At 64.2% G+C, this 24,103-nt stretch carries 26 protein-coding genes; 18 read left to right on the plus strand and 8 right to left on the minus strand.

Translation table 11 applies throughout. The features are described from left to right. Positions 1-228: 228 nt before the first annotated feature. Positions 229-528, plus strand: a complete 300-nt coding sequence (locus tag ACZ1A1_RS22695; protein WP_415212350.1) for a hypothetical protein — start codon at positions 229-231, stop codon at positions 526-528. An 83-nt stretch (positions 529-611) separates the two neighbouring features. On the opposite strand, the gene cysE is transcribed toward ACZ1A1_RS22695, so the two are convergent. The 4 genes from cysE to ACZ1A1_RS22715 form a co-directional block, all read right to left on the minus strand. Beyond that, positions 612-1,421: a serine O-acetyltransferase gene (cysE, locus tag ACZ1A1_RS22700; RefSeq protein WP_463621699.1), complete on the minus strand. Its 810-nt coding sequence runs from the start codon at positions 1,419-1,421 to the stop codon at positions 612-614. A gap of 8 nt (positions 1,422-1,429) precedes the next feature. Continuing rightward, the gene (locus ACZ1A1_RS22705; protein WP_463621700.1) at positions 1,430-2,419 is read right to left on the minus strand and encodes a WD40 repeat domain-containing protein; all 990 of its coding nucleotides are present in this window, start codon (positions 2,417-2,419) and stop codon (positions 1,430-1,432) included. A gap of 31 nt (positions 2,420-2,450) precedes the next feature. After that, entirely contained in the window at positions 2,451-3,569 is a 1,119-nt protein-coding gene (locus ACZ1A1_RS22710; protein ID WP_463621701.1) for a CobW family GTP-binding protein, read from the minus strand. Between the two features lie 99 nt (positions 3,570-3,668). After that, the gene (locus ACZ1A1_RS22715; protein ID WP_463621702.1) at positions 3,669-4,460 is read right to left on the minus strand and encodes a creatininase family protein; all 792 of its coding nucleotides are present in this window, start codon (positions 4,458-4,460) and stop codon (positions 3,669-3,671) included. A gap of 91 nt (positions 4,461-4,551) precedes the next feature. On the opposite strand from ACZ1A1_RS22715, the gene ACZ1A1_RS22720 reads away from it, so the two are divergent. The 7 genes from ACZ1A1_RS22720 to ACZ1A1_RS22750 all read left to right on the plus strand — a co-directional run bounded on the left by ACZ1A1_RS22720 (position 4,552) and on the right by ACZ1A1_RS22750 (position 11,124). Continuing rightward, positions 4,552-5,088, plus strand: a complete 537-nt coding sequence (locus tag ACZ1A1_RS22720; RefSeq protein ID WP_463621703.1) for a MarR family winged helix-turn-helix transcriptional regulator — start codon at positions 4,552-4,554, stop codon at positions 5,086-5,088. 56 nt (positions 5,089-5,144) lie between these two features. Further along, positions 5,145-6,173, plus strand: coding sequence for a LacI family DNA-binding transcriptional regulator (locus ACZ1A1_RS22725; RefSeq protein WP_313193174.1), 1,029 nt, complete (start codon positions 5,145-5,147; stop codon positions 6,171-6,173). A 28-nt stretch (positions 6,174-6,201) separates the two neighbouring features. Then, on the plus strand, positions 6,202-7,170 hold the full coding sequence (locus ACZ1A1_RS22730) for a 2-hydroxyacid dehydrogenase (RefSeq protein ID WP_463621704.1): 969 nt from the start codon (positions 6,202-6,204) through the stop codon (positions 7,168-7,170). An 81-nt stretch (positions 7,171-7,251) separates the two neighbouring features. Then, positions 7,252-7,659: a hypothetical protein gene (locus ACZ1A1_RS22735; protein WP_463621705.1), complete on the plus strand. Its 408-nt coding sequence runs from the start codon at positions 7,252-7,254 to the stop codon at positions 7,657-7,659. Positions 7,660-7,927: 268 nt separating this feature from the next. Beyond that, positions 7,928-9,049, plus strand: coding sequence for a DUF262 domain-containing protein (locus ACZ1A1_RS22740; protein ID WP_463621706.1), 1,122 nt, complete (start codon positions 7,928-7,930; stop codon positions 9,047-9,049). Continuing rightward, entirely contained in the window at positions 9,046-10,176 is a 1,131-nt protein-coding gene (locus ACZ1A1_RS22745; protein ID WP_463621708.1) for a DUF3696 domain-containing protein, read from the plus strand. Before ACZ1A1_RS22740 ends, ACZ1A1_RS22745 begins: the two co-directional genes overlap by 4 nt. Then, the gene (locus tag ACZ1A1_RS22750; RefSeq protein ID WP_463621709.1) at positions 10,177-11,124 is read left to right on the plus strand and encodes a hypothetical protein; all 948 of its coding nucleotides are present in this window, start codon (positions 10,177-10,179) and stop codon (positions 11,122-11,124) included. It begins immediately after the preceding gene. A gap of 261 nt (positions 11,125-11,385) precedes the next feature. On the opposite strand, the gene ACZ1A1_RS22755 is transcribed toward ACZ1A1_RS22750, so the two are convergent. Continuing rightward, on the minus strand, positions 11,386-12,165 hold the full coding sequence (locus ACZ1A1_RS22755) for a gamma-glutamyl-gamma-aminobutyrate hydrolase family protein (protein ID WP_463621710.1): 780 nt from the start codon (positions 12,163-12,165) through the stop codon (positions 11,386-11,388). Here ACZ1A1_RS22755 and ACZ1A1_RS22760 point away from each other — a divergent pair. The 7 genes from ACZ1A1_RS22760 to ACZ1A1_RS22790 all read left to right on the plus strand — a co-directional run bounded on the left by ACZ1A1_RS22760 (position 12,143) and on the right by ACZ1A1_RS22790 (position 19,417). Then, on the plus strand, positions 12,143-12,511 hold the full coding sequence (locus tag ACZ1A1_RS22760; protein ID WP_463621711.1) for a hypothetical protein: 369 nt from the start codon (positions 12,143-12,145) through the stop codon (positions 12,509-12,511). The genes ACZ1A1_RS22755 and ACZ1A1_RS22760 overlap by 23 nt on opposite strands. A 109-nt stretch (positions 12,512-12,620) precedes the next feature. Next, positions 12,621-14,930 (plus strand): putative bifunctional diguanylate cyclase/phosphodiesterase, encoded by a 2,310-nt coding sequence (locus tag ACZ1A1_RS22765; RefSeq protein WP_463621712.1) that lies wholly within the window; start codon positions 12,621-12,623, stop codon positions 14,928-14,930. A gap of 181 nt (positions 14,931-15,111) precedes the next feature. Then, positions 15,112-15,885: an N-acyl amino acid synthase FeeM domain-containing protein gene (locus tag ACZ1A1_RS22770; RefSeq protein ID WP_313193169.1), complete on the plus strand. Its 774-nt coding sequence runs from the start codon at positions 15,112-15,114 to the stop codon at positions 15,883-15,885. A 251-nt stretch (positions 15,886-16,136) separates the two neighbouring features. Further along, positions 16,137-16,361, plus strand: coding sequence for an aa3-type cytochrome c oxidase subunit IV (locus ACZ1A1_RS22775; RefSeq protein ID WP_313193168.1), 225 nt, complete (start codon positions 16,137-16,139; stop codon positions 16,359-16,361). Positions 16,362-16,444: 83 nt separating this feature from the next. Beyond that, positions 16,445-17,599, plus strand: coding sequence for a Re/Si-specific NAD(P)(+) transhydrogenase subunit alpha (locus ACZ1A1_RS22780; protein ID WP_463621713.1), 1,155 nt, complete (start codon positions 16,445-16,447; stop codon positions 17,597-17,599). Next, positions 17,599-18,009, plus strand: a complete 411-nt coding sequence (locus tag ACZ1A1_RS22785; protein ID WP_313193166.1) for an NAD(P) transhydrogenase subunit alpha part 2 — start codon at positions 17,599-17,601, stop codon at positions 18,007-18,009. Before ACZ1A1_RS22780 ends, ACZ1A1_RS22785 begins: the two co-directional genes overlap by 1 nt. Before the next feature lie 10 nt (positions 18,010-18,019). Next, complete coding sequence (locus tag ACZ1A1_RS22790) at positions 18,020-19,417, plus strand: NAD(P)(+) transhydrogenase (Re/Si-specific) subunit beta (protein ID WP_119256639.1); 1,398 nt, start codon at positions 18,020-18,022, stop codon at positions 19,415-19,417. Between the two features lie 225 nt (positions 19,418-19,642). On the opposite strand, the gene ACZ1A1_RS22795 is transcribed toward ACZ1A1_RS22790, so the two are convergent. Further along, the gene (locus tag ACZ1A1_RS22795) at positions 19,643-20,218 is read right to left on the minus strand and encodes a recombinase family protein (protein ID WP_424548495.1); all 576 of its coding nucleotides are present in this window, start codon (positions 20,216-20,218) and stop codon (positions 19,643-19,645) included. A 176-nt stretch (positions 20,219-20,394) separates the two neighbouring features. Between ACZ1A1_RS22795 and ACZ1A1_RS22800 the strand changes: the two genes are divergently transcribed. Next, positions 20,395-20,715, plus strand: a complete 321-nt coding sequence (locus ACZ1A1_RS22800) for a hypothetical protein (RefSeq protein ID WP_463621714.1) — start codon at positions 20,395-20,397, stop codon at positions 20,713-20,715. 36 nt (positions 20,716-20,751) lie between these two features. Here ACZ1A1_RS22800 and ACZ1A1_RS22805 read toward each other — a convergent pair whose 3' ends face one another. Both ACZ1A1_RS22805 and rpsU read right to left on the minus strand, forming a co-directional pair. Continuing rightward, positions 20,752-21,651, minus strand: a complete 900-nt coding sequence (locus ACZ1A1_RS22805; protein ID WP_463621715.1) for a tetratricopeptide repeat protein — start codon at positions 21,649-21,651, stop codon at positions 20,752-20,754. A 224-nt stretch (positions 21,652-21,875) separates the two neighbouring features. Further along, the gene (gene rpsU / locus ACZ1A1_RS22810; RefSeq protein WP_119256642.1) at positions 21,876-22,103 is read right to left on the minus strand and encodes a 30S ribosomal protein S21; all 228 of its coding nucleotides are present in this window, start codon (positions 22,101-22,103) and stop codon (positions 21,876-21,878) included. Positions 22,104-22,442: 339 nt separating this feature from the next. On the opposite strand from rpsU, the gene ACZ1A1_RS22815 reads away from it, so the two are divergent. Both ACZ1A1_RS22815 and ACZ1A1_RS22820 read left to right on the plus strand, forming a co-directional pair. Further along, on the plus strand, positions 22,443-23,696 hold the full coding sequence (locus ACZ1A1_RS22815) for a sarcosine oxidase subunit beta family protein (RefSeq protein ID WP_203316104.1): 1,254 nt from the start codon (positions 22,443-22,445) through the stop codon (positions 23,694-23,696). Continuing rightward, positions 23,696-24,094 carry a hypothetical protein gene (locus tag ACZ1A1_RS22820; RefSeq protein ID WP_313193163.1) on the plus strand — a complete coding sequence of 133 codons (399 nt, stop codon included), beginning with the start codon at positions 23,696-23,698 and terminating at the stop codon, positions 24,092-24,094. The genes ACZ1A1_RS22815 and ACZ1A1_RS22820 overlap by 1 nt, the downstream gene beginning before the upstream one ends. The last annotated feature ends 9 nt before the right edge of the window (positions 24,095-24,103 follow it).

Genomic DNA, 24,103 nt, shown 5'->3' on the forward strand with positions numbered 1-24,103 from the left:
TCTGGAACGGAATCCTAGGGTTGCATGGTTAAAAATTCCTCCAATGGTTGAAATTCAACCGTATAATGCAATTTTATATACTATAAATTGTATGAAGTCAGGAATTGTTAAACTTGTCGACGTTATGGTTAACTCTTTGCCATGATTGGCAAATCGGGTTGAGTAAAGTGGCGCTTATATTACCTTCGATTGTGCATCGACGAGGTGCACAACCAAAGGAGAGAGACCATGAACAAGACCCGCATCATCGCCATCGCAACCGTCATCGCCCTTGCCGGCGCCGGCCAGGCTTCCGCCGGCGGCCTGCTCGGCCTCGGCATTCTCAGCGGCAACAACACCAAGGCGGGCGGCATCGTCATCGCCCCCAGCGTCGGTGTCGGCAATATCCTCAGCGACAACAACGGCAACAAGGTGCTGAACGGCGTGCTCAACAACAGCCTCAACGGCACGCTGTCTGGCATCCTGAACGGCAATGCCCTCGGCATCCTCGGCGGCAGCGACTGCGGCTGCAAGTCCCGTAAACACTGACCGCACCTCCCCCCGCCCTGTCCCTGCGGCCAGTGGGCCCGGGAGAGCCTCGCTCTCCCGGGTTTTCGATTGTCGGGAGGGGATCAGTCGATCCGCTGGTCCATCGTCACGGCCGGCATCTCGCCCGCGCCGTGGGTGCGCACGACCTTTGCCGGAACGCCGGCGACGGTGCTGTAGGGGGGAACGGCCTCGAGCACCACGCTGCCCGCCGCCACCTTGCTATAGGCGCCGACCTCGATATTGCCGAGGACCTTCGCGCCCGCGCCGATGAGGACGCCGCGGCGGATCTTCGGATGGCGGTCGCCCTTGGCGCGGCCGGAGCCGCCGAGCGTGACCTGCTGCAGCATGGAGACGTCGTCCTCGACGACCGCCGTTTCGCCGATCACGATGCCCAGGCCATGGTCGAGCATGATGCCGCGGCCGATCCGCGCGCCGGGATGGATATCCAGCCCGAAGACGAGGGAGGCCTGCGAGGAGAGCCAGCGCGCCGCCTCGATCCTGCCGTCCCGCCACAGGCGATGGGAGAAGCGGTGGACCTGAAGGGCCTGGAAACCCTTGAAATTGAGAAGGGCGACGAGCGGATCGGGGCTTGCCGGGTCGCGCGAGACGACCGCCGAAATGTCGGCCTCGGTCTCGCCGAGAAGCGTTTCGTCCCCGACCGAGGCGAGGATCTGCGCGGCGAGCGCCCGGTCGCCGGGGGAATGGGAAAGGCGCGCGGCCAGCGCGCCGATCAGCATCTGCCGGCCGGTCGAGGCCTTGAGGACCGGCATCATGAATTCGGCGAGATGGGGCTGCTCCAGCGCGCGTCGTTCGGCGGCCGCGTGGACCTCGGCCCAGACGGGGCTTTCCGGCCAGCTCTTGGCCGGAAATGCATGGAGGCTCGCCTGGGGCATGGCTCTTCCTATCCGGCGAGATCGATGACGCCGCAATCGCCCGCTTCGCTGGCGAAGGCGAGGAGCTTGCCGTTGCGGCTCCAGGCCATGGAGGTGACGGCGCCCTTGCCGGGCCGGCGCAGCAGCACCTCGCGGCTGTCGGCGAAGCGGGCGGCCAGCACCATGCCGTCGGAATAGCCGATGGCGACGACATCCTCGCCCGGATGGCAGGCGACGGCGGTCACCATGACATCGGCGCGGGTGCCGAGTTCCAGCGGCGGCTTGCCCATCGGGCCGTCCTTGGCCGAGAAGGGCCAGACGATGGCGGCGGGTGCGCCGGAGGAGGCGAGCCACTTGCCCTTGGCGGACCAGGAGAGCGACTTCACCTTGGCCGGATAGCCGGTCATGCGCATGTGACGGGTCTCGGCGCCGGGCTTGGCATCGAGCTTCCAGCCGTGCAGGGCGTTTTCCTGCATGCTGGTGACGACAAAGCGGCCGTCCGGCGAGAAGGTGATGCCGGTATGCGCGCCCTTCCATTCGAGATCGACCGGCGGGGCGGCCATGGCGACCCAGTGCAGCGACGCGCCGTTGTAGCGGGCGACGCCGATGCGCAGGCCCTTCGGCGCAAAGGCGATGCCCTCGACGGAGCGGGCCTCGGTGAATTCCCTGATCGTGCCGTCGGCAAGGCGAACGCGGGCGGTGCGGCCTTCCGCGAAGCCGACGGCGCCCTGCGGGCCGGCGGCGACGACGGAGATCCACTTGCGCGGCACTTCAGCCAGAAGCGTCACGCTGCCGTCGGCGGCGATGCGCAGCACCTTGCCGTCCTCGCCGCCGGTGATCAGCGTGTCGTTCGCCTCGTCGCGCACGCAGGCGAGCAGGCCGTCATGCGCCTCGGTGACCTTCTCGCCCTGGTCGAGGCGGTGGATGGCGCCGGAGGCGGTGGCGAAGAACGGCACGTCGCCGAGGAAGGCGGCCGCAATGACGTGGCCGTCGAGATCGAGAGGCGCGACTGTCGGCATTATCGGGTCTTTTCCTTCACGCTTTCCGGCATCATGCTTTCTGCGCCTCGCAGGCCTTGAACGTGCGCTCGATCTTCTCGCGGTCGAGATCGCGGCCGATGAAGACGAGGCGGCTTTCGCGCGTCTCGCCATCCTTCCAGGCGCGCTGGTGGTCGCCCTCGACGATCATGTGCACGCCCTGCACGACATAACGCTCGTCGTCGCCGGCAAAGGCGATGATGCCCTTGAGGCGCAGGATGTTCGGGCCGTCCGTCTGGGTGATCTTCTGGATCCAGGGGAAGAAACGCTCGGGGTTCATCTCGCCGCCGCGCAACGAGATCGACTGCACCGTCACGTCATGGATCGGCGAGACGCCGTGGTCGTGGTGATGGTGGTCATGATCGTGGTGGTGATGACCGTGATCATGATCATGATGGTGGTGGTCGTGATCGTGATCGTGATGATGATGGTCATGGCCGCAATCGGGGCCGCAGACATGGTCCGGGTGATCGTGGTCGAGGAAGTGCGGATCGTTTTCCAGCGCCCGTTCCAGGTTGAAGGCGCCCTGGTCGAGAACCTTGGTGAGGTCGATCTCCGAGCGGGTCGTGCGGTGGATGCGGGCCGACGGATTGATGGCACGCACCGTGGCCTCGACCCGGGCGAGCTCTTCCGGGCTCACGAGGTCGGTCTTGTTGACGAGCACGACATCGGCGAAGGCGATCTGGTCCTCGGCCTCGCGGCTGTCCTTGAGGCGCAGCGGCAGGTGCTTGGCGTCGACGAGCGCGACAACGGCGTCGAGCTCGGTCTTCTGGCGCACGTCGTCGTCCATGAAGAAGGTCTGGGCGACCGGCACGGGATCGGCAAGGCCGGTGGTCTCGACGATGATGGCGTCGAAGCGGCCGGGGCGGCGCATCAGGCCTTCCACCACGCGGATCAGGTCGCCGCGCACGGTGCAGCAGATGCAGCCGTTGTTCATCTCGTAGATTTCCTCGTCCGACTCGACGATCAGGTCGTTGTCGATGCCGATCTCGCCGAACTCGTTGACGATGACGGCGTATTTCTTGCCGTGGTTGTCGGTGAGGATGCGGTTCAGCAGCGTCGTCTTGCCGGCGCCGAGATAGCCGGTGAGCACGGTGACGGGAATGGGCTTGGGAAGGGCTGTTTCGGTCATGGGAACCTCGAAGGATGATCGGACGCCAGGGTCCGTCGCTGGCATTGATATAGGAGATCGGACGGGCCAGCGCAAATCCCCGGGCGCCATGATCCGACTTTAACGGAGCGACCCGGCGTCGAAGGCCGCGACGTCCTCCAGAAGCGCGACGAGGCCGCGCACGGCATGGGCGAGCAAAGCCTCGCCCTTCTCCGCCGTCGCGGCGCCGGCATTGCCCGCAACGCCCTTCGGATTGAGGTCGGACATCTTCCAGCCGAAGGCATGCGGGCCATAAGCGCGCAGATGCGAAAAGCGCGCGGCGAACTCCGCCTGCCGCGAGCCGAAGCGCTCGGCCTTTTCCATGCGGACAAGCTCGGGGTGGAGGGCGAGCATGACGGAGGTCTCGATATCGCCGCCGTGGATGTCGATGGCCTTGTCCTCCGGCGATATCCAGCCCTCCGGCTGGCCGAAGCGGGTCCAGGCGGTGGCGACGACCAGCATGTTGAGCCGGACGCGCGCCTCGGTCGCGACGATGGTCATCAGGGGCGAATTGCCGCCATGAGCGTTGAGCAGCACGAGCTTGCGGATGCCGAAGCGGTGAAGGTCTTGCGCGATATTCAGCCAGCGCTCGATCGCCTCGCCATAGCCGAGCGAGCGGGTGCCCGGCACGTCGAGATGCTCCGGCGAATAGCCGACCGGCTCGGCGGGCAGGAAAGTCACGGGCAGGTGCGGCGGCAGCACGGCCATCAGCCGGGCGGCGATGCCCTCGGCGATCAGCGTGTCGGTCTCCAGCGGCAGGTGCGGGCCATGGCCCTCATGCGCGCCGAGCGGCAGGACGGCGATCCAGTCCGCGCGGTCCTCCGGCGCCAGCATGGGGTCGTTTTCGGTCCATCGCATCTTTGGATGCGCCATGGCGTCTCTCCGATCCTTACTTGCCGCCAGCCTCGGTCCTCTGTCATACAAGGCCGCGCCTGCGATGCAAGGGCGGTGCAGGAGGCGATGCATGGGCAAGAAGCACAAGGACGGCAAGGACGGCAAGAAGGTCAAGAAGAAGAAATCGCACGAGGCGGTCTCGGGTGCCGGGCTTGCCGCCGCCGTCGTCAATGCGGCGCGCTCCATGCGCACGGTGCTTTCGCGCAATCTTCTGGCGACGGGCCTTTATGCCGGGCAGGATGGCGTGATCCTCGCGCTTGCCGAAGAGGGCGGGCTGACGGCCGGGGCGCTCGCCACGCGGCTCGGCGTCAAGGCGCCGACCATGACGCGCACCATCGGCCGGCTGGAGGCGCAGGGTTTCGTCGAGCGCAAGCCCGACGAGATGGACGGGCGCCTCACCGTCGTGCATCTCACCGAGGCCGGGCGCGCTTCCGTCGACCACATCACCGAGGCCGGCCGGCTCAGCGAGCGGCAGGCCGCCGACGGGCTCAGCGAGAAGGACGTGCGCAATCTCCTCAAGCTCCTGCGCGCCATGGACGAGAACCTGCATGCGGGCCTGCCGGATGTGACCCGAAACGGCGAAAAGCCTGTTGCCGACGAAATTTAAACTGTTTAAATAAACGGTTTTAAAGCCGCGTTGCTGCGCGTTCTTGGGGAGGGGTCGTGGCTCAGAAAATCAAGCTTTCCACCATCGCGGAGACGCTCGGCGTTTCCACGGCGACGGTATCGCTTGCGCTCAGGGACAGCCCGCTCGTCGCGGCCGCCACGCGCGACCGGATCAAGGAACAGGCGCGCGCGCTCGGCTATATCTACAACCGCCGCGCGGCGAGCCTTCGCACCTCCCGCTCCGGCATCATCGGCGTCGTCGTGCACGACATCATGAACCCGTTCTATGCGGAAATCCTCAAGGCCATCGAGAGCGAGCTCGACCGCGACCGGCAGACCTTCATCCTCTCCAACCACTACGATTCGGTGGAGAAGCAGCGCAATTTCGTCGAGACCCTGCTGCAACTCGGCGGCGACGGGGTGATCATGTCGCCGGCCATCGGCACGCCGCCGGAGGATATCCAGCTCGCCGAGGACAACGGCATGCCGGCGATCCTGATCGCGCGCTCCATCGAGGGGCTGGACGTGCCGATCTTCCGCGGCGACGACAGCTACGGCATCTCGCTCGCCACCAATCACCTGATCGGTCTCGGCCACCGCACCATCGCCATGGTGGGCGGCACGGACCAGACGTCCACCGGCCGCGACCGCTACCAGGGTTACGTCAACGCGCTGCGCAAGGCCAATATCGAGGTCGATCCCGGCCTTCGCATTCCGGGCCCGCGCACCAAGCAGGGCGGCTTCGAGGCGGCGGTGCATTTCCTCTCGCTGCCGCAGAAGCCGACGGCGGCCGTCTGTTGGAACGACCTCGTCGCCATCGGCCTGATGAACGGCATCGCCCGCGCCGGCCTGGTGCCCGGCCGCGACGTCTCCGTCACCGGCTATGACGACCTGGAGGAGGCGGCGATCGCCACGCCCGCCCTCACCACCGTCTGGAACGGCCAATCGGAGGTCGGGCGCAACGCCGCCCGCGCGCTTCTCGACAAGCTCTCCGGCAGCCACGAGCCGGACGGCATCCACCTCATCAAGCCGGAAATGCGCATCCGGCAATCGACCGGACCGCTGAAGCCGCATCCGGAAGGCTGAGGCATTTCAGACTGAAGGAGCTTTCGCCATGGCGGCCAAGACACGCATTCTCGTGCCCGGAACGATCCGCGAGCGGGTGCTCGACCGTTTGAGGGACACGTTCGACATCGTGCGCATCGAGAAGGCCGATCCCGCGCTTCTCGCCCGCTCCGAGGCGGCGAGCATCTCGGGCGTCGCCGTTTCCGGCAGCTTCGATGCCGCGATGATCGAGCACCTGCCTTCGCTGGAGATCATCGCGAGCTTCGGCGTCGGCTATGACGGGGTCGACGTGTCGGCGGCCGCCGGGCGCGGCATTGTCGTCACCAATACGCCGGACGTGCTGAACGACGAGGTGGCGGATACCACCGTCGGGCTCCTCATAAACACGGTGCGCCGCCTGCCGCAGGCCGAAACCTGGCTGCGCGAGGGACGTTGGACGCGGGAGGGCCCGTTCCCGCTGACGCCGCTCAGCCTGCGCGGGCGCCGGGCCGGCATCTACGGTCTCGGCCGTATCGGCCTTGCCATCGCCGAGCGGCTGAAGGGCTTCGGCATCGAGATCGCCTATCACACGCGGAAGCCGCGCGAGGCCGTGCCCTATGCCTACCATCCCTCGCTGATGGAACTGGCGGAGGCCGTCGATATCCTGATCGCCATCGTGCCGAAGACGGCGGAGACGCACCGGACGATCGATGCGGCGGTGCTGCGCGCGCTCGGGCCGAATGGCGTGCTGATCAATGTCGGGCGCGGCTGGACGGTCGACGAGGCGGCGCTTGCCGCCGCTCTCCACGATGGCGTCATCGCCGCGGCGGGGCTCGATGTCTTCTATGACGAGCCGAACGTGCCGGAGGCGCTGCTTTCCGCGCCCAACACCACGCTGCTGCCGCATGTCGCCTCGGCTTCCGTCGTGACGCGCGACGCGATGGCCGATCTCGTCGCCGACAATCTCCTCGCCTGGTTCGAGCGGGGCGCGGCCCTGACGCCGGTGCCGGAAACGCCCCTGTCGCGAAAAACCGGGTAGAGGCGGGAAAGCCTTCGTTAACCATTCGGCAAGCTTGCAGGCGCATGCTTTTTCCGTCGAGTCGCGATGAAGGAGAGACCCATGAAGACGCTGACGATCGCCATCCTGGCCGCTGCCGTGTCGTTCGGTCTCTGGACCTACTGGGGGCAGGAGCGCCCCGGTGTCGATCCTATCGTCTCGGGCTCCATTCCTGCAAAGCCGGCTGGCCACAGCTACACGATTTCCAACGCCGCGGCGAACACGGCCTGCCTCGCCGAGCGCGGCGGCCCGATCTCCAGCCGCAGCGCGCGCTTCGAGCCGGCCGCCGACTGCGACGCCGTCTGGCCGGGACTTGCAAGGGCGCGGACCTGGACCAACAACGGCGACGGCACGGTCGTCGTCGCGGATGCGCAAGGCGAGGCGATCCTGACCGTCGTCGACGGCGACGGGCTTGCCTACGAGGCCGTCGAACCCGCCGACGCCCTGATCACGATGATCTCCGCCGACTGAGTAGTGTTCGCGCGTTCTGCTATGGGGCCGTTACCGGACTATCAGGTCTTGGCGGCAGTCATGCAGATATCTGCCGTTCTGCAGCCGACTTCATTCCGGTTGCTCGAAATTAAATCGCGGACACCGCTAAGCGGACATTAGACAGGTTTGTGATCGCGTTAAGTGCCGCTGCACCGACAGCCACAGCGAGCTCGCAAAGCGTGTTCGCGTCGGTCTTCCCCTCGCGACGAAATATGATACCGATGGAGCAGACGAAAGGGAGTTCAGAATGGTTGACGGCTCGAATGCCGATTCGGAGAAGGACGATGTCGAGGGTCTCGACATGGAGCCGGAGACCTCTCGTGCGGATTATCCTCTGGAAGACGTAATGGTCAGAACCGAGACGCGTTCTGCTCGCGAGGTGGTAGAGCGCATCGGCAAGGGCCGCTACATCATGGACCCCGAATTCCAGAGGGCATTCGTCTGGGACGTCGAAAAGCAGTCAAAGCTCATTGAGAGCTGCGTCATGCGCATCCCACTCCCGGTCTTCTACGTGGCGGAAGCGCCGGATGGCCGCATCATCGTCGTCGACGGTCTGCAGCGCCTGACGACCTTCTCACGGTTCCTCAAGAACGAGTTCAGGCTTAGTGGACTGAGCCCTAAGCAAGGCGCTCCGCACTATTTGGAGGGCAAGTTCTTCAACGATCTCGAGCCGAGGCTCCAGGAGCGGATCGAGGACACTCAGCTGGTCCTTTATATTCTCGACAGGAAGGCGCCTGAGGCTGCTCGGCTCGACATATTCGACCGGGTGAACAGCGGAGCGCCGCTCACCCGACAGCAGATGCGCAATGCGCTTTATTCGGGGAAGGCAACGCAATGGTTGCGGGACCAAGCTGCTTCGGCGGAGTTCCAGAAGGTCAACGCTGGTTCCTTGAAGTCGAAGACCATGCGAGACAGAGAAGCCATCAATCGTTTCGCAGCGTTCTATCTGCTGGGGCACAAGGCCTATGTGAGCGGTGAGATGGATGAATTCTTGGCGCGATCGCTCGCGTACATGAATTCAGCTCCTCCCTCGGAGCTTGCCGACATGCAGGACCGCTTCCGCCACTCCATGAAATGGAATTATCGTCTCTTCGGTCTGCAGGCATTCCGGAAGTCGCTGAAAGAAGACAATGCCAACGCATGGCGTACACCGCTCAACATCTCCATGTTCGATGTTTTTTCCGTTTGTTTCGCCAAGATCAGCGAAGCTCATTTATTGGCGGACGAAGAGGGTTTCAAACGCAAGGTGATCTCTCTCATGAGGGACGACACATTCGTGTTCCACGTGAGCTACTCGACCAACAGTGGCAGTCAAGTGACTGGCCGGTTTGAAGAGGCACTCGAAAAATTTGCGGAATACTTGATATGAGCTTTCGTGTATCCGTGAAGGGGTTCAAGTGCTTCGATCATTTGGAGCTCGAACTTTCGGGTCTGACACTTTTCACCGGATTCAACGGTGCTGGAAAGTCCACTGCTATTCAGACGCTGCTCTTGGTGAGCCAATCGCTTCGCATGGCGCCCAATGGCAACAGGATCGATCTGGACGGGCCCTTGGTGCATCTCGGGACGGCGCTGGACGTCGCGAGATCGGAGGGCGAGGGACGCATAGCTTTCGCTTTCGAGGAGGACGGCGTCCAAGCCATTTGGAGCCTGACTGCAGAGCGCAGGGTCCGCCACCTCAAGGTCGAGCAAGCCACGTTCTCCGCCGACGGTGAAGCCGTCCACACCACCGATGTTGCGCCGCCCGTTGGCCATGCTGCATCGATTTTGTGCGAGAAGGTCAGTGGATTGACGTTCCTCGGTGCCTCGCGGCTTTTCTCCAACACGGCGTGGCCGTCCCCTCCGATCACCACACCGTTCGGCGATGTCGGGAAATCGGGGGAGTTCGCCCCTTATTGGCACTTCCAGATCGCGGATGACGAAGTCCCCGAGGAACGCCGGCATCCTGACGAAGAACGTACCACAGTGCGTGGCCAGGTGGATGCCTATCTGTCTCAGCTCTTCCCCGGGGCAGTGGCCAATACCGACCAATTGGTTGGGTCCGATTTGTTCAGACTCGATCTCGGACTCGGATCCTCTGGTTGGGTGAGGCCGGGAAACATTGGCTTTGGATTAACTTACGTCTTTCCGTTGATCGTCGCGATGCTGGCCGCCCGCCCCGGGCAACTGGTAATCGTGGATAGTCCGGAGGCGCATCTTCACCCACGCGCGCAATCGGAATTGGGGAAGATCGTCTCACGGTTCGCAGCGGCAGGCGTTCGCATACTGGTCGAGACCCACAGCGATCATTTCCTCAATGGAGTGCGTCTTGCCATCAAGCAGAGAACATTATCTCCAAGCGAAGCTGCGATATACTTCTTCGGCGGCTCTTCCCGGCAGGACCATGGTGTCCAGAAGCTGAATATCGACGATAGCGGCGAGATCGATCGCTGGCCGCAGGGCTTCTTCGATCAGGCCGAGAGCGACCTCGGCCACCTTCTGGGGCTGATGGAATAGATGGACGTCCACCTGAACGATCTATCGCTCGGCGGCCAATTCGACACCGGCGGGCAGGCGGTGAGCGTACTTCTCCGGATCTTCGCACAGGCTCAGAAGGGAAGGTTCAGGCTGGTGGTCTCAAGGGGACTACTCTCCAGACCGGCCGCGGGGGCGATGTCCTTGCACAGCATAATCGCTGCCGCGCGCCAAACAGAACGATCGCTGCTTCTCAACTGGCTCGGAAAAAGCGGTCCGTTCTCCGACGACGAGCCGATGGAAACGGCGAACGATCTTTGGTGGTTCGATGAGGACGAAGTCACCGATCAGGGCTTGGGCGCTGCCGCACGGAAGCTTCTCGTCGGTGAGGACGCTGCTTCCTTCAGCTTGGCCCACGCATCGTCTTCCAGATTCGAGCGATCGCCTTTGACGGTGATGCAAGGCCTCCCTGGTGAGCCCCTTTGGATGGCTGAGGTCGTCAACCTGTGGGACGTCGCTGAGCTCGAAGCTCTCGATGGCTCGCTCGAGATCGAACCCGAGAACTGGGACGACTTCATTTCCGCCTGCACCAGCCGCTTTGGCAACCTGATGATTGATGAGCAGAATTTTGCCGCTGGCCTGAAGAAGCATCCCTTCAATGGAAATGTCGTTCGTCGAGGGTTCGCGCTACTCAGGGTGCTCGATGAGATCGCGGGAGGCATGGGGAGCGATGGCGCCTTGTCCCTAACTGCGTTGAGATTGCTGGAAGAACATTTCCAAGGCGGCAAGGCTTGGTTCTCCGACGAAAAACCGCAGAACGACGATGTCTTCATCTTCCGCGATAACAGCAACAACGGGGTCGGTCTCTATTGCTCCTGGCACGGCAAGGTCAAAACCCCCCAATTCCGGCTCCACTTTCAATGGCCGGTTCCCGTGGGGCAAAGCTGCATCAAGGTGCTCTACTTCGGGGAGAAACTGACGAAGCGATAGGCGAAGGGGGCTACCGACGTGACGAATGCGATCGGAGGGCAGCTTTAGAAAAGCCGCCCTTCTGCTGTCGGGCCAATCCGGCAGTCGCCTGACGTCTGCTTATCTTGTCCACTGCCCAAAAACAGACTGTCGGCAACCCACCCCATTTCGGTCGTATCGCCGACCAAAGCAGAAGGTCTGCTTTAGCTATTCGCCAAGGCCGCGTAAAATGACGGGAATGACGGCGCGAAGCTGTCGTGAGGTTTTATGGCCGCGTTGGCCCTACTCAGCCGCCGTGCGGTGTACGAGGCCCTGCCGCGCGGCGGCGTAGTCGCGGACGGCTTGGCCGAAGGCGGCGAAGAGCTTGTTGGAGGGCTGGTCGGAGCCGACCCAGTATTCCGGGTGCCACTGGACGCCGACCGCGAAGGCCTTGGCGCCGATGACGGAGACGGCCTCGACGGTGCCGTCCTCCGCGACCGCTTCCACGGCAAGGCGCGGGGCCATTTCGGAGATCGCCTGGCGGTGCAGCGAATTCACCTGCACCTCGCCCGCGCCGATCACCGAGGCGAGGCAGCTGCCTTCCTTGACGAGCACCTTCTGGCGGATGCCGTAGGCGACGTCGAGCACCGGCGTATCGGGCTTGCGGTGGTCCCACATGCCGGGCTGTTCCTGGATCTCGTTGGCGAGCGTGCCGCCGAGAACGACGTTGAGTTCCTGGATGCCGCGGCAGATGGCGAGAAGCGGGATGCCGCGCTCGAGAGCGCGCTTAATGAGCGGCAGGCTCGTCGCGTCGCGGGCGGTGTCATAGGGACCTTCCGCGTCGGTGGCCGGCCTGCCGTAGAGCGAGGGATGGACATTGGTGCGCGAGCCGCTGACCAGAAGCCCGTCGACCCGGTCGAGGATGCCGTCGAAATCGTTGTCGGCCTCGAGCGCCGGAACGAGGAAGACTTGGACGCCCGCGCCCTTGACGGCGGCGCGGACATACTGGTTCGGGGTGGCCTGCCAGACGTTGCCCTCGATTTCCCGGATATCGGCGGGAATGGCGACGACAGGTTTCGACATGATGGGCTCCGGGAAAAGAAATACCAAAAGAGGATTTGCTATCAAATCCCGCGCCAGTCAATTCCCCTTTTCTGGCGAAATGACGACGCGGCAGCGGCTCGCGGACAATGCGCGGCGCTCCGATCGGGCCGCGCGTCGTCACTTTTCAGGGGGAAACCGGACGCAAGTTGTTAACCACCAGATTGCAATCCACGTTTGTGGCGACAAATTCCCGGCGGCGCTTCCACGCAATACTTTGTCGTTGCCGGGTCCGAAAGTTGCGCCGGACAGGTATGGCAGGTTGAGTTGCTTTCCTCGAAAGAGGTTATTTTGCAATATTGGGTTGAAGACGGCTTTCCTTGGTTGAAGAAGGGTGCAATAATGTCCAAACGTCCCCATCTTATTGGGTAATTTCCCGAAATCATTCATTAAATTTTGGCCGGTAACCCTCGCTCGTCATAGGGAGTGCCGAGTCCATGAAGGATAAGGGTCAAGACACACTGCCGGCCGATGTCTACCTGTCGTTCGTCAGTTCGCTGTACGGGAACCGCCAGACCCTTTTCGTGGGCATGATTTCCCATGTCATCACGCTCGCCTTCGTTTTCGCCAAGACCGCCGATCCCTTCTTTCTCGCCTGGAGCGCGCTCATCGTCCTGATCTGGGGGACGCGCGCGGTCGGCATGCGGTACTTCGACCGGGTGGACAAGTCCGCGCTCGACATGGACGGCATCCGCTACTGGGAAAACTGGTACAATCTCGGCGCCGTCGGTACGACGCTGGCGCTCGGCACGGCCTGCGGCTACAGCCTGCTGGTCAGCCGTGACGCCTTCGCGGAAATCGCTACCATCGCGGTGACCTTCGGCACCATGGTTTCGGTGGTCGGGCGCAACTACGGCTCGCCGCGGACCGTCAACTACATGGTCTTCTCCGCCTGCTTTCCCATCGCGGTCGGCTTCCTCGGCCTGCAGGACTTCTATCATGCGGTCCTCGCCTCGCTCGTCATCCCCTTTGCCATGACGACGCGCAGCATGGCGAATGGCGTGCGCACCTTCCTCTACGAGAACGTGCTGGCCGCCCGCGAGCTTGCGACCATCGCCGACCGCTTCGACACCGCGCTCAACAACATGCCGCACGGTCTCTTCATGCTGGATGCGGACCACCGCATCCTTGTCGCCAACCGGCGGGCCTGCGAACTGCTGCATCTCGGCAGCCAGGACCGGCTGAAGGATTGCCATCTCGACGTCGTGCTGCGCTTCGGCGTGCGCAACACCTTCTTCAACGCCGAGCAGAGCAAGACCATTCTGCGCCAGCTCGACGAACTCCTGAAGGGCGAGCGCTCGCGGGCGCTCGTGCAGGTGACGGAAGGGCTCTATCTGGAATTCACCGCGGCCCCGCGCGAGACGGGCGGCGCCGTGCTGATCTTCGAGGACGTGACGGCGCGGGTGCGGGCGGAAAAGAAGATCCTGCACATGGTTCGCTACGACAGCCTCACCGGCCTGCCGAACCGCAGCTATTTCGCCGACCTCGTGCAGGAGGCGCTGGGCGAGCGCAAGAAGCCGGGCACGGTCGGCGTCATGGTCCTCGATGTCGACGACTTCAAGCATGTCAACGACATGAAGGGCCATGTCACCGGCGACCGGCTGCTGTGCGCCATCGCCGACCGGCTGCGGCGGCTGACCGGCGACCGCGTCATCGCCGGCCACCTGATGGGCGACGAGTTCGTGCTCTTCTTCCCGAACGAGGTGAACCGGCGCGATCTCGAGGTGCGGATGCGGCGCTTCCACGAGCAGCTTCGCGGCAGCTACGAAGTGGAGGGCATGACCCTCTTCGTTTCGTTCAGCGCGGGCTGCGTGACCGTGGCGAGCGACGAGTTCCGGCTGGAGGAGATGCAGATCCGCGCCGACCTTGCGTTGTTCGAGACCAAGTCGCGCGCCAAGGGCAGCCTGACGGTCTTCGAGCAGGAGATGGACGCGCGCTATGTCGACCGCCAGAAGCTGAAGGAGGACCTGCGCGAGGCGCTTGCCGGCGACGCGCTCTCCGTCGCCTACCAGCCGATGTTCGTGCCGGACGGCTCGCGCATCGAGTGCTGCGAGGCGCTGTCGCGCTGGACGCATCCCGAGCGCGGCCCGGTGCCGCCGACCGTCTTCATCCAGGTCGCCGAGGAGATGGGCATCGTCTCGGAGATCACGCGCTTCATGGTCGGCCGCGCCTGCACGGACTGCGTGACATGGCCGGCGCATATGGGGGTCTCGGTCAACCTTTCCGTCCAGGACCTGCGCGGCACCGGCATCATCGACGTGGTTTCGGAGGCGCTGGAGAAGGCGGGGCTGGAGCCGCACCGCCTGCATCTGGAGGTCACGGAAAGCTGCCTGATGGAAGAGCCGGTGAAGGTGCAGGCGATCCTGCAGGAACTGCGCGCCCGCGGCATCACCATCGCCATCGACGATTTCGGCACCGGCTATTCCAGCCTCAGCTATCTCGACCAGCTTCCGCTCGACGTCATCAAGATCGACCGGTCCTTCGTGCGCAACATCGGCGAGGACCCGCGCCGCTTCAAGCTGCTGCGCGGCACCGTGAACCTCTCGCGGGAACTCGGCCTGCGCATCGTCATCGAGGGCGTCGAGACCGAGGAACAGCTCGCGCTCATCAACAAGTATCACTGCGCCGATCTGGTGCAGGGCTATGTCTTCGCCGCGCCCATGTCGCTGGAGGCGCTGCGCGACCGCTACGAGAGCCTCGGCGGCAATCCGGACGAGCCGCGCCGCCGCGGCCGCCGCGTCGCCTGATTTTTCCCCATCCCCGATATTTCGCTAAGCTCTAATTCCAGCATATTTATCAGTTTGTTCAAATTTAGTATTAACCATATGGTAAGGTTAATGAATAGTATTTTACACAAATTGTCCTATATCCATGATTATGGAGTCGGCGGCAAAGTGCGGTCGGCTTTTTCGATCGGGGATACGGGAAATGGCCAACGGGGAAATGGCGACCAATCGCTTTTCCGAAAAGCTTCTTGGGCTGCTCGACAGGGTGGAATACCGCCGGGTCGAGACGAGTGAGGACATGGAGGACGTCGCGCGGGTCCGCTACAAGGCCTACAAGGCCGGCAGCGTCATGCACCTTGCGGAAGATTCCCACCTGCTGATCGACGAGGTCGATTTCGACAGCCAGGCCTATGTCTTCGGCGTCTATCACGACGAGCGGCTGATCTCGACGGTGCGCCTGCACCACGTGACGCCGGACCACCGCGTCACCTCGTCGGGCAAGGTGTTTCCCGACGAGGTCAAGGCCTTCCTCGATGCGGGCATGTCGCTGATCGATCCGGTCCGCCTTGCCGCGGACCCGGAAATCTGGAGCGAGATGCCGGCGATCCCCTATCTGACGCTGCGCCTTGCCACCATGGCGGCGGACTATTTCGATGCCGACCGCGTGCTGCAGATGGTCAAGCCGGCGCATGCGGCCTTCTACCGGCGCGTCTTCGACGGCGATTTCGTCGCCTCGCCGAAGAGCCGGCAGGGCAAGTTCATCATCGACCTGATGCTGATGGCGACGCGCTGCAAGGACGTGCGCTCCTCGCTCTATGCGCGCTTCCCGTTCTTCCAGTCGGAGCCCTTCGAGCGACGCATGCTCTTTGCCCGCGGCGAGGAAATGCCCTTCAGCCCGCTCACCGTGCGCCCGACGGCGCGCCTCGCCGAATCCCACCGGCGGATCCAGCTTTCCGGCAGCGCCTACGCGGGCTGAATCCAGTACCGGAATGTCGCAGCGCGGCCGGTTTTGCAGGAAACCGGCCCGTTTTGTTTCGCAAATGATACAGGGCCGAAAGCGGGGTCGTGCTTGCCGTTGCGCTTTGCCGATCCATTGTGTATGGCCAGAAAGACGCGCGCTTTCGCGCTTGAGGGAATCGCCGGCCCGTCCTGGGCGCGGCCTGTTTTAGGCGCTCATCGGATGGAGCTTTCCGGCTGGCGGGTGCGACTGCTTAGGAGAAGGTGACAATGGCTGAACATCATAACGGACCGGTCGAGCTCGGCGCTCCGATGGACTATCCCGAGCACGAGAAGACCTACAATCTCTTCGTCAATGCCGCCAAGTACGGCACGATGTTCTGCGTCGCACTGCTGGTCGCCATGGCTGCCGGCTTCTTCACCAGCGCCGGCTTCTTCAGCGCGCTCGTGCTTCTCATCGTTCTCAACGTCGTCGGCTACTTCCTGCTGCGTTGATCTGAAAACCGGATCTTCGGTTTGCCGCGGCGCCATCCGGCGCCGTGATCCAACACGGCCAGTCTCGGGGGGAGGACCACGGTTTGAGTCAGTGTGTTTTTGTCGCGCGGGAGAGCGACCCGGCCGAAGGCCGCGTCGCAGGTTCCGTTGATACCGTCAAGAAAATGAAGGCTTTGGGGCTCGACGTCATGGTCGAGGCCGATGCGGGGCTCGCCTCCCGTATCCTCGATGCCGATTATGAAGCCGCCGGTGCCCGCATCGTCGGAAAGGAAGAGGCGAAGACGGCCGATGTCGTGCTCAAGGTGCGCCGGCCGACCGCTTCGGAGATCGCCGGCTACAAGCCCGGCGCCATCGTCATCGCCACCATGGATCCCTACGGCAACGAGGCCGCCATCGCCGAAATGGCGCGGGCCGGGCTCACCGCCTTCGCCATGGAATTGATGCCGCGCATCACGCGCGCCCAGTCGATGGACATCCTCTCCTCGCAGGCGAACCTTGCCGGCTACCAGGCCGTCATCGACGCCGCCCATGAATTCGACCGCGCCATGCCGATGATGATGACCGCCGCCGGCACCGTTCCGGCCGCCAAGGTCTTCGTCATGGGCGCGGGCGTCGCGGGCCTGCAGGCCATCGCCACGGCCCGCCGCCTCGGCGCCGCCGTTTCCGCGACGGACGTGCGCCCCGCCGCCAAGGAGCAGGTCGCCTCGCTCGGCGCCAAGTTCATCGCCGTCGAGGACGACGAGTTCAAGGCCGCCGAGACCGCCGGCGGCTATGCCAAGGAAATGTCGAAGGAATACCAGGCCAAGCAGGCGGCGCTCGTCGCCGACCATATCGCCAAGCAGGACATCGTCATCACGACGGCGCTGATCCCCGGCCGGCCGGCGCCGCGTCTCGTGACGCGCCAGATGCTGGCCGCCATGAAGACGGGCTCCGTCGCCGTCGACCTCGCGGTCGAGCGCGGCGGCAATATCGAGGGCTCGGAACCGGGCAACGTCGTCGAAGTCGAGGGCGTCAGGGTCATCGGCTATCTCAACGTGCCGGGCCGCATTCCGGCCTCCGCCTCGGCGCTCTATGCCAGGAACCTCCTCACCTTCCTCGAGACCATGGTCGACAAGGAAACGAAGACGGTCTCGGTCAATGCCGAGGACGAGCTCGTCAAGGCGACGATGCTGACCCATGGCGGGGCCGTGGTGCATCCGAATTTCGGCGGCGCCGTTCATGAAGGGGAGGGCAAGTGATGGCGAATGAACTTCTCGACAAGGCGCTGACCGATCTCGAACGCGCCGTGGAGGCCGTCCGCACCGCCTCCGAATATGTGCCGGACGCGGCCGCCGCGGCAGCGCACGGCATTTCCGGTGGGGCGATCGATCCCTTCGTCTTCCGCCTCGCGATCTTCGTGCTGTCGATCTTCGTCGGCTACTATGTCGTCTGGTCGGTGACGCCGGCGCTGCACACGCCGCTGATGGCCGTCACCAATGCGATCTCCTCGGTCATCGTCGTCGGCGCGCTGCTCGCCGTCGGCATCTCGCTCTCGGGCGTTGCGACTGGCTTCGGCTTTGTCGCGCTGATCCTCGCCTCCGTCAACATCTTCGGCGGCTTCCTCGTCACCCAGCGCATGCTGGCGATGTACAAGAAAAAAGAGAAGTGAGGCCGGCCCGATGAACGCGAACTTCGCAGCCTTCCTCTATCTCGTCTCCGGCGTGCTCTTCATCATGGCGCTGCGCGGCCTGTCGCATCCGACGACCAGCCGCCGCGGCAACATGCTGGGCATGGTCGGCATGGGCATCGCCATCGGCACGACGCTGCTGCTCGCGACGCCCTCCTTCGGCGGCCTCGTGCTCATCGTGCTCGGCCTTGCCATCGGCGGGGGCGCCGGCGCCTATATCGCCCGCTCCATCCCGATGACGTCGATGCCGCAGCTCGTCGCCGGCTTCCATTCGCTCGTCGGCCTTGCCGCCGTGCTCGTCGCCGCCGCCGCGCTCTATTCGCCGGTCTCCTTCGGCATCGGTCAGGTCGGCGAAATCCACGGCCAGGCGCTCGTCGAAATGGCGCTCGGCGCGGCCATCGGCGCGATCACCTTCACCGGCTCGATCATCGCCTTCCTGAAGCTCGACGGGCGCATGTCCGGCAAGCCGATCATGCTGCCCTACCGGCATGTCATCAACATCGTGCTGCTCGCGGCGATCGTCTTCTTCATCGTCGGCCTGACGCTGTCGGAAAGCCATTTCGACTTCTGGCTGATCGTGATCCTGTCGCTGGCTCTCGGCGTGCTGCTCATCGTGCCGATCGGCGGGGCGGACATGCCCGTCGTCGTGTCCATGCTCAACTCCTATTCGGGCTGGGCGGCGGCCGGCATCGGCTTCACGCTCGGCAACCTCGCGCTGATCATCACCGGCGCGCTGGTCGGCTCCTCGGGCGCGATCCTCTCCTACATCATGTGCAAGGGCATGAACCGCTCGTTCATCTCCGTCATCCTCGGCGGCTTCGGCGGCGAGACGGCGGCAGCGGCGGACGACGGCGTCCAGCGCACGGTCAAGCAGGGTTCTGCCGACGACGCGGCCTTCCTGATGGCGAACGCCTCCAAGGTCATCATCGTGCCGGGCTACGGCATGGCGGTGGCGCAGGCGCAGCACGCGCTGCGCGAGCTTGCCGACAAGCTCAAGGAGCAGGGCGTCGAGGTGAAATACGCGATCCACCCGGTCGCCGGCCGCATGCCCGGTCACATGAATGTTCTCCTCGCCGAGGCGAACGTACCCTATGACGAGGTGTTCGAGCTGGAGGACATCAACTCGGAATTCGCCCAGGCGGACGTTGCCTATGTCATCGGCGCCAACGACGTGACGAACCCGGCGGCGCGCGACGACAAGTCCTCGCCGATCTACGGCATGCCGATCCTCGACGTCGACAAGGCCAAGACCTGCCTCTTCGTCAAGCGCTCCCTCGGCTCCGGCTATGCCGGCATAGATAACACGCTGTTCTACAAGGACGGCACGATGATGCTGCTGGGGGATGCCAAGAAGATGACCGAGGACATCGTCAAGGCGATGAACCACTGATCGCTCGCCGCCGCGTCCTTCGCGGCGGCCTTGCCCCTCATCCCCCTGCCGGGACCTTCTCCCCGCAGGCGGGGAGAAGGGGGTGGGGCACCGTTCTCCCCAAGCAATGAAACCCGCTTTCCGGAAGCCACGCTGTTCGTGCGGCTGGAAACCCTGGCCGCTTGCCGCCTTCTCCCCGCTTGCGGGGAGAAGGTCCCGGCAGGGGGATGAGGGGCGACACCACGTTCACGGCTTGGCGCTTCCCGCCAGCGTCCCCCGCCGCAATGCGCGGGTCATCGTCCACGGGGCGACGCCGAAGGTGCGGGCGAGGGCGGTGATGGTTTCGCCGTGGCTGAGGCGCTCTCGGGCGAGGCGGAGCTGCCGGTCGTCGAGCTTGGGCGGGCGGCCGAGGCGGGAGCCGCGCTTGCGGGCGGCGAGAAGGCCCTCGCGGGTGCGCTGCGACAGGGTCAGCCGCTCGAATTCCGCCAGCCCGCCCATGACCGTGTAGAGGAAACGGCCGGTCGGCGTCGTCGTGTCGATGCTGAGCTTGGCGATATGGAAGTGGATGCCCCGCTGCTGGAGGGCGTCCAGCTCGGCCAGCGCGTCCCTTGCCGAGCGGTAGGCGCGATCGAGGTCCCAGATGACGAGGAGGTCGCCGGCCTCGAGGCCGGCGGTGACCGCCTCGTAGACCGGCCGGCGGCGGCTCACCGCCGAGAGCGTCTCGACGTGAAGCTCGTCGCAAAGGTCCCTCAGCCCTTCGATCTGCCGGTCGGGATTCTGGTCGACCGTGCTCACCCTCAGATAACCGATCTTCTTCGCCATGCGCTGCCTTCCGTTTCATGTTGCTTTTTTCAACATAAACGAACGTTTTCGAGCGGGGATATTCGAGGGGATATATTTGTGAAACTGGGCGTCTGATTGCATGGGCAACAAGTAGAATTCGAGTTTGCGTCAGCGAAAAGGAACAATCAACAAAAACGTTCCTTATCGTTGCCCCAATGAAAATAGCCGAACTGAAAGTGGAGCTTCTGCTCCTCGTCCTCGCCGTCCTGCCGATCGTTTCGCTCGTCCTGCGCTATACGGGCGAGTCGACGAATGCCGTGCAGGTCGTCGAAGCCGCCTTCTTGGACGGCTACCATGTGGACACGATGCTGAAGGCCGAGGGCCGCAGCGGGATCGTCAGCGTGTGGATAGAGCAGGATGGCGTGAAGGTGTGCGGCACGATCGCCCATCTTCCGCGCGGCGAGACGCGGAAGGTGACGGTGCTCTGCCCCGATCTCACATCGGAGCCCTTCAAGGTGGGGGTGCTGGCGCAGTAGCGCCCGCGTGCGGTCACGCGGAAACGCGCGTGCCGGTCAGGCGGGCTTTGCGGTATTGGCCGCGCCGCGGGTGCGGGCGAGGCCGTCCTTGGCCGGCTTGTAGTTCGGGTCGAGGCGAAGCGCCTGCGAATAGGAGCGGGCGGCCTTGGCCATGTCGCCGCGGCGCTCGTAGATGAGCGCCTGGTTGGCCCAGGATTCGGCCAGCTTGCCGTCGAGGTTGATCGCCGTGTTGAAGTCCGAGAACGCGTTGTCGTCGTCGCCGAGCGCCGCGTAGGAAATGCCGCGGCCGTTATAGGGCTCGGCCGAGTTCGGCGAGAGCGAGATGGCCTTGGAGAAGTCCTCGATGGCTTTGTCGTGCTGGCGGCGGGCCTGATAGATCAGGCCGCGATTGTGGTAGGCGCGCGGATCGGTCGTATCGAGCTGGATGGCGCGGTTGAAGTCGCGGAACGCGTCGTCGAGCCGGCCGGCCTGGCGATAGAGATTGCCGCGGCCGATATAGGCGACGTCGTAGTTCGCGTTGAGCTGGAGCGCCGTGTTGTAGTCGGCGGCCGCTTCCGCCTGCCGGCCCATGCTGCGCTGGACGAGCGCGCGGTTGGCGAAGGCCTGGTAGTAGCGCGGGTTCAGCTCGATGGCGCGGTTGAAGTCGTCGAGCGCGCGGCTGTACTGGCCGGCGCGGCCATAGGCTGAGCCGCGCACGTTGTAGCCTTCCGGATCCTGCGGGTTGGCGGCGATCACGGCCGAGAGCGACGAGATGTTCTCCTGCGAGCCCTGTGCGCGCTCGACCTTCAGCACGTCCGTCGAGGTGGCGGTCGACTGGCAGCCCGCAAGCACGAGGGCGAGCGAGACGGCGCCGATGGCGGCCATCAGCGGGCGGCGAATGCGAACGGACGAGGAGGAAGAGAGACGATCGGTCGAGAGCCCGGTAGATGCAGCCATGTCCAAGTGCGAATCCTCAAAGTCGGCTTCATCGCGCCTCATGCGCGAAGAATACGCTACGGCCTGAAACGCAATTCCGGCAAATGTGCGCAGCGGGCATGCCGGGAATTGCACGGGAAGGGTTTCACAATGGTGAAAATCTTCCGATCACGTCAAAAAAGGCGGCGGCGAAACCCTTCGCCCCCGCCCGGTCTTGCATCCGAAAACGTCGAAAAGACGACCGATCAGCGGGCGCCAGGACGGCCGCCGATGAGGCCTTCGCGCTGGGCGCGCTTGCGAGCCAGCTTGCGAACGCGACGAACAGCTTCTGCCTTTTCACGCGCACGCTTCTGCGACGGCTTTTCGTAGTAGTCGCGCATCTTCATTTCACGGAAAATGCCTTCGCGCTGCATCTTCTTCTTGAGAGCGCGGAGAGCCTGATCGACGTTGTTGTCGCGGACAAGTACCTGCACGAGAATCCCGTTCCTTTGGTTCGTTGTTAACCCGGCGATTCCCTGTTCAGGGAGGGGTCGTCAGGCAAATGAGTGACGTTCGCGCAGCCCGGAAGGCTGACGATTGGGGCGTCGGATACCAGAACGCTCGGCAGAAGTCCAGTCTTGCGCATCGCGTTATCAGGGATTTTGCGCGAAAGGCCGGGAAAACCCTCTCATGGTCCCCGCCGGGTCATGTCGCATGTGGTACAAGCTACGCCCGAACGCGTCGCAAAGGATACGGCGTCCGCCGCCAGGATTTGCTTTCTATCGGGACAGGAAACAGCCGGCGAGGCCGGCGAGACATCGAGGACCTGGGTAATGCGCAAATATTCGGTTTTCGCCGTCGCCCGCGAGGCGATGCGCGGCCACAAGGGATGGGAGGCACAGTGGACCTCGCCCGAGCCGCGCAAGGAATACGACGTGATCATCGTCGGCGGCGGCGGCCATGGCCTCGGCGCCGCCTACTATCTCGCCAAGGAGCACGGCATCACCAATGTCGCGGTCATCGAGAAGGGCTGGCTCGGCGGCGGCAATACCGGCCGCAACACGACCATCATCCGCTCGAACTATCTCTATGACGAGAGCATGGACATCTACGAGCACTCGCTGAAGCTCTGGGAAGGCCTCAGCCAGGACCTCAACTACAACGTCATGTATTCGCCGCGCGGCGTCATGATGCTGTCGCACAATGTCCACGACAAGCAGTCCTTCCAGCGGCACGTCCACGCCAACCGTCTCTACGGCATCGACAACGAATGGCTGACGCCGCAGCAGGCGAAGGACTTCGTGCCGGTTCTCGACATCTCCGCCACGGCCCGCTACCCGATCAACGGCGCGGCCCTCCAGCGCCGCGGCGGCACGGCCCGCCACGACGCCGTCGCCTGGGGCTATGCCCGCGCGGCGTCGGACCGCGGCGTGCACATCATCCAGAACTGCGAGGTCAAGGGCATCCGCCGCGGGCCGGACGGCGCGGTGACGGGCGTGGAGACCTCCAAGGGCTTCATCGGCGCCAGGAAGATCGCGGTCTCGGCCTCCGGCCACAACTCGGTCATCCTGTCGATGGCCGACGTGAAGCTGCCGCTGCATTCCGTGCCGCTGCAGGCGCTGGTTTCCGAGCCGATGAAGCCGATCTTCCCGTGCGTCGTCATGTCCAATTCGGTGCATGCCTATATCTCGCAGTCGGACAAGGGCGAGCTCGTCATCGGCGCGGGCACGGACCAGTACAATTCCTACTCCCAGACCGGCGGCCTCCAGATCATCACGCATACGCTGGATGCCATCTGCGAGCTCTTCCCGATGTTCCGCCGCGTCAAGATGATGCGCCAGTGGGGCGGCATCACCGACAACACGCCGGACCGCTCGGCGATCCAGGGCGTGACGCCGGTTCCGAACCTCTTCGTCAATTGCGGCTGGGGCACCGGCGGCTTCAAGGCGACGCCGGGTTCGGCCCATCTCTTCGCCCATCTCATCGCCAAGGGCGAGCCGCACAAGCTGGCGGCCGGCCTGACGCTCGACCGCTTCCGCACCGGCCGCCTCATCGACGAGGCGGCGGCCGCGGCCGTGGCGCACTGATGAATGGCGCGCTGCTCGCTGGATTGCTCATGACGGCCGGGGCCGTTCCTGCCGGAGACATGGTCCCCAAGCCGGGGGACTTTCGTTTCCAGAAGATTCAGAGGGCGGCGGGCGAAGCGGAATGGCCCTTCGTCGCCAGGGGCGGAATGCTGGGGTGCACGAAAGTGTTCGGCAACCGGACGGTCTATTTCATCCCCGATGAAACGGACATGAGCCGCGCCTTCAACCTCGACATGAACGTCTTCGCGATGAGCATCGTCAATTTGGGAATGAACGACATTCTGGCCCCTTACGACAATGTCGAGCAGCTCGTGCACCGGATTGCTCCCTTCGTCACCATGGGCCAGCGACTTTGCGACCAGGCTCCCGGCACGTTCGTGACCGGGCCCGAGCTTTGAACAGGTAGG

Source organism: Shinella sp. R2-11 (assembly GCF_055330205.1).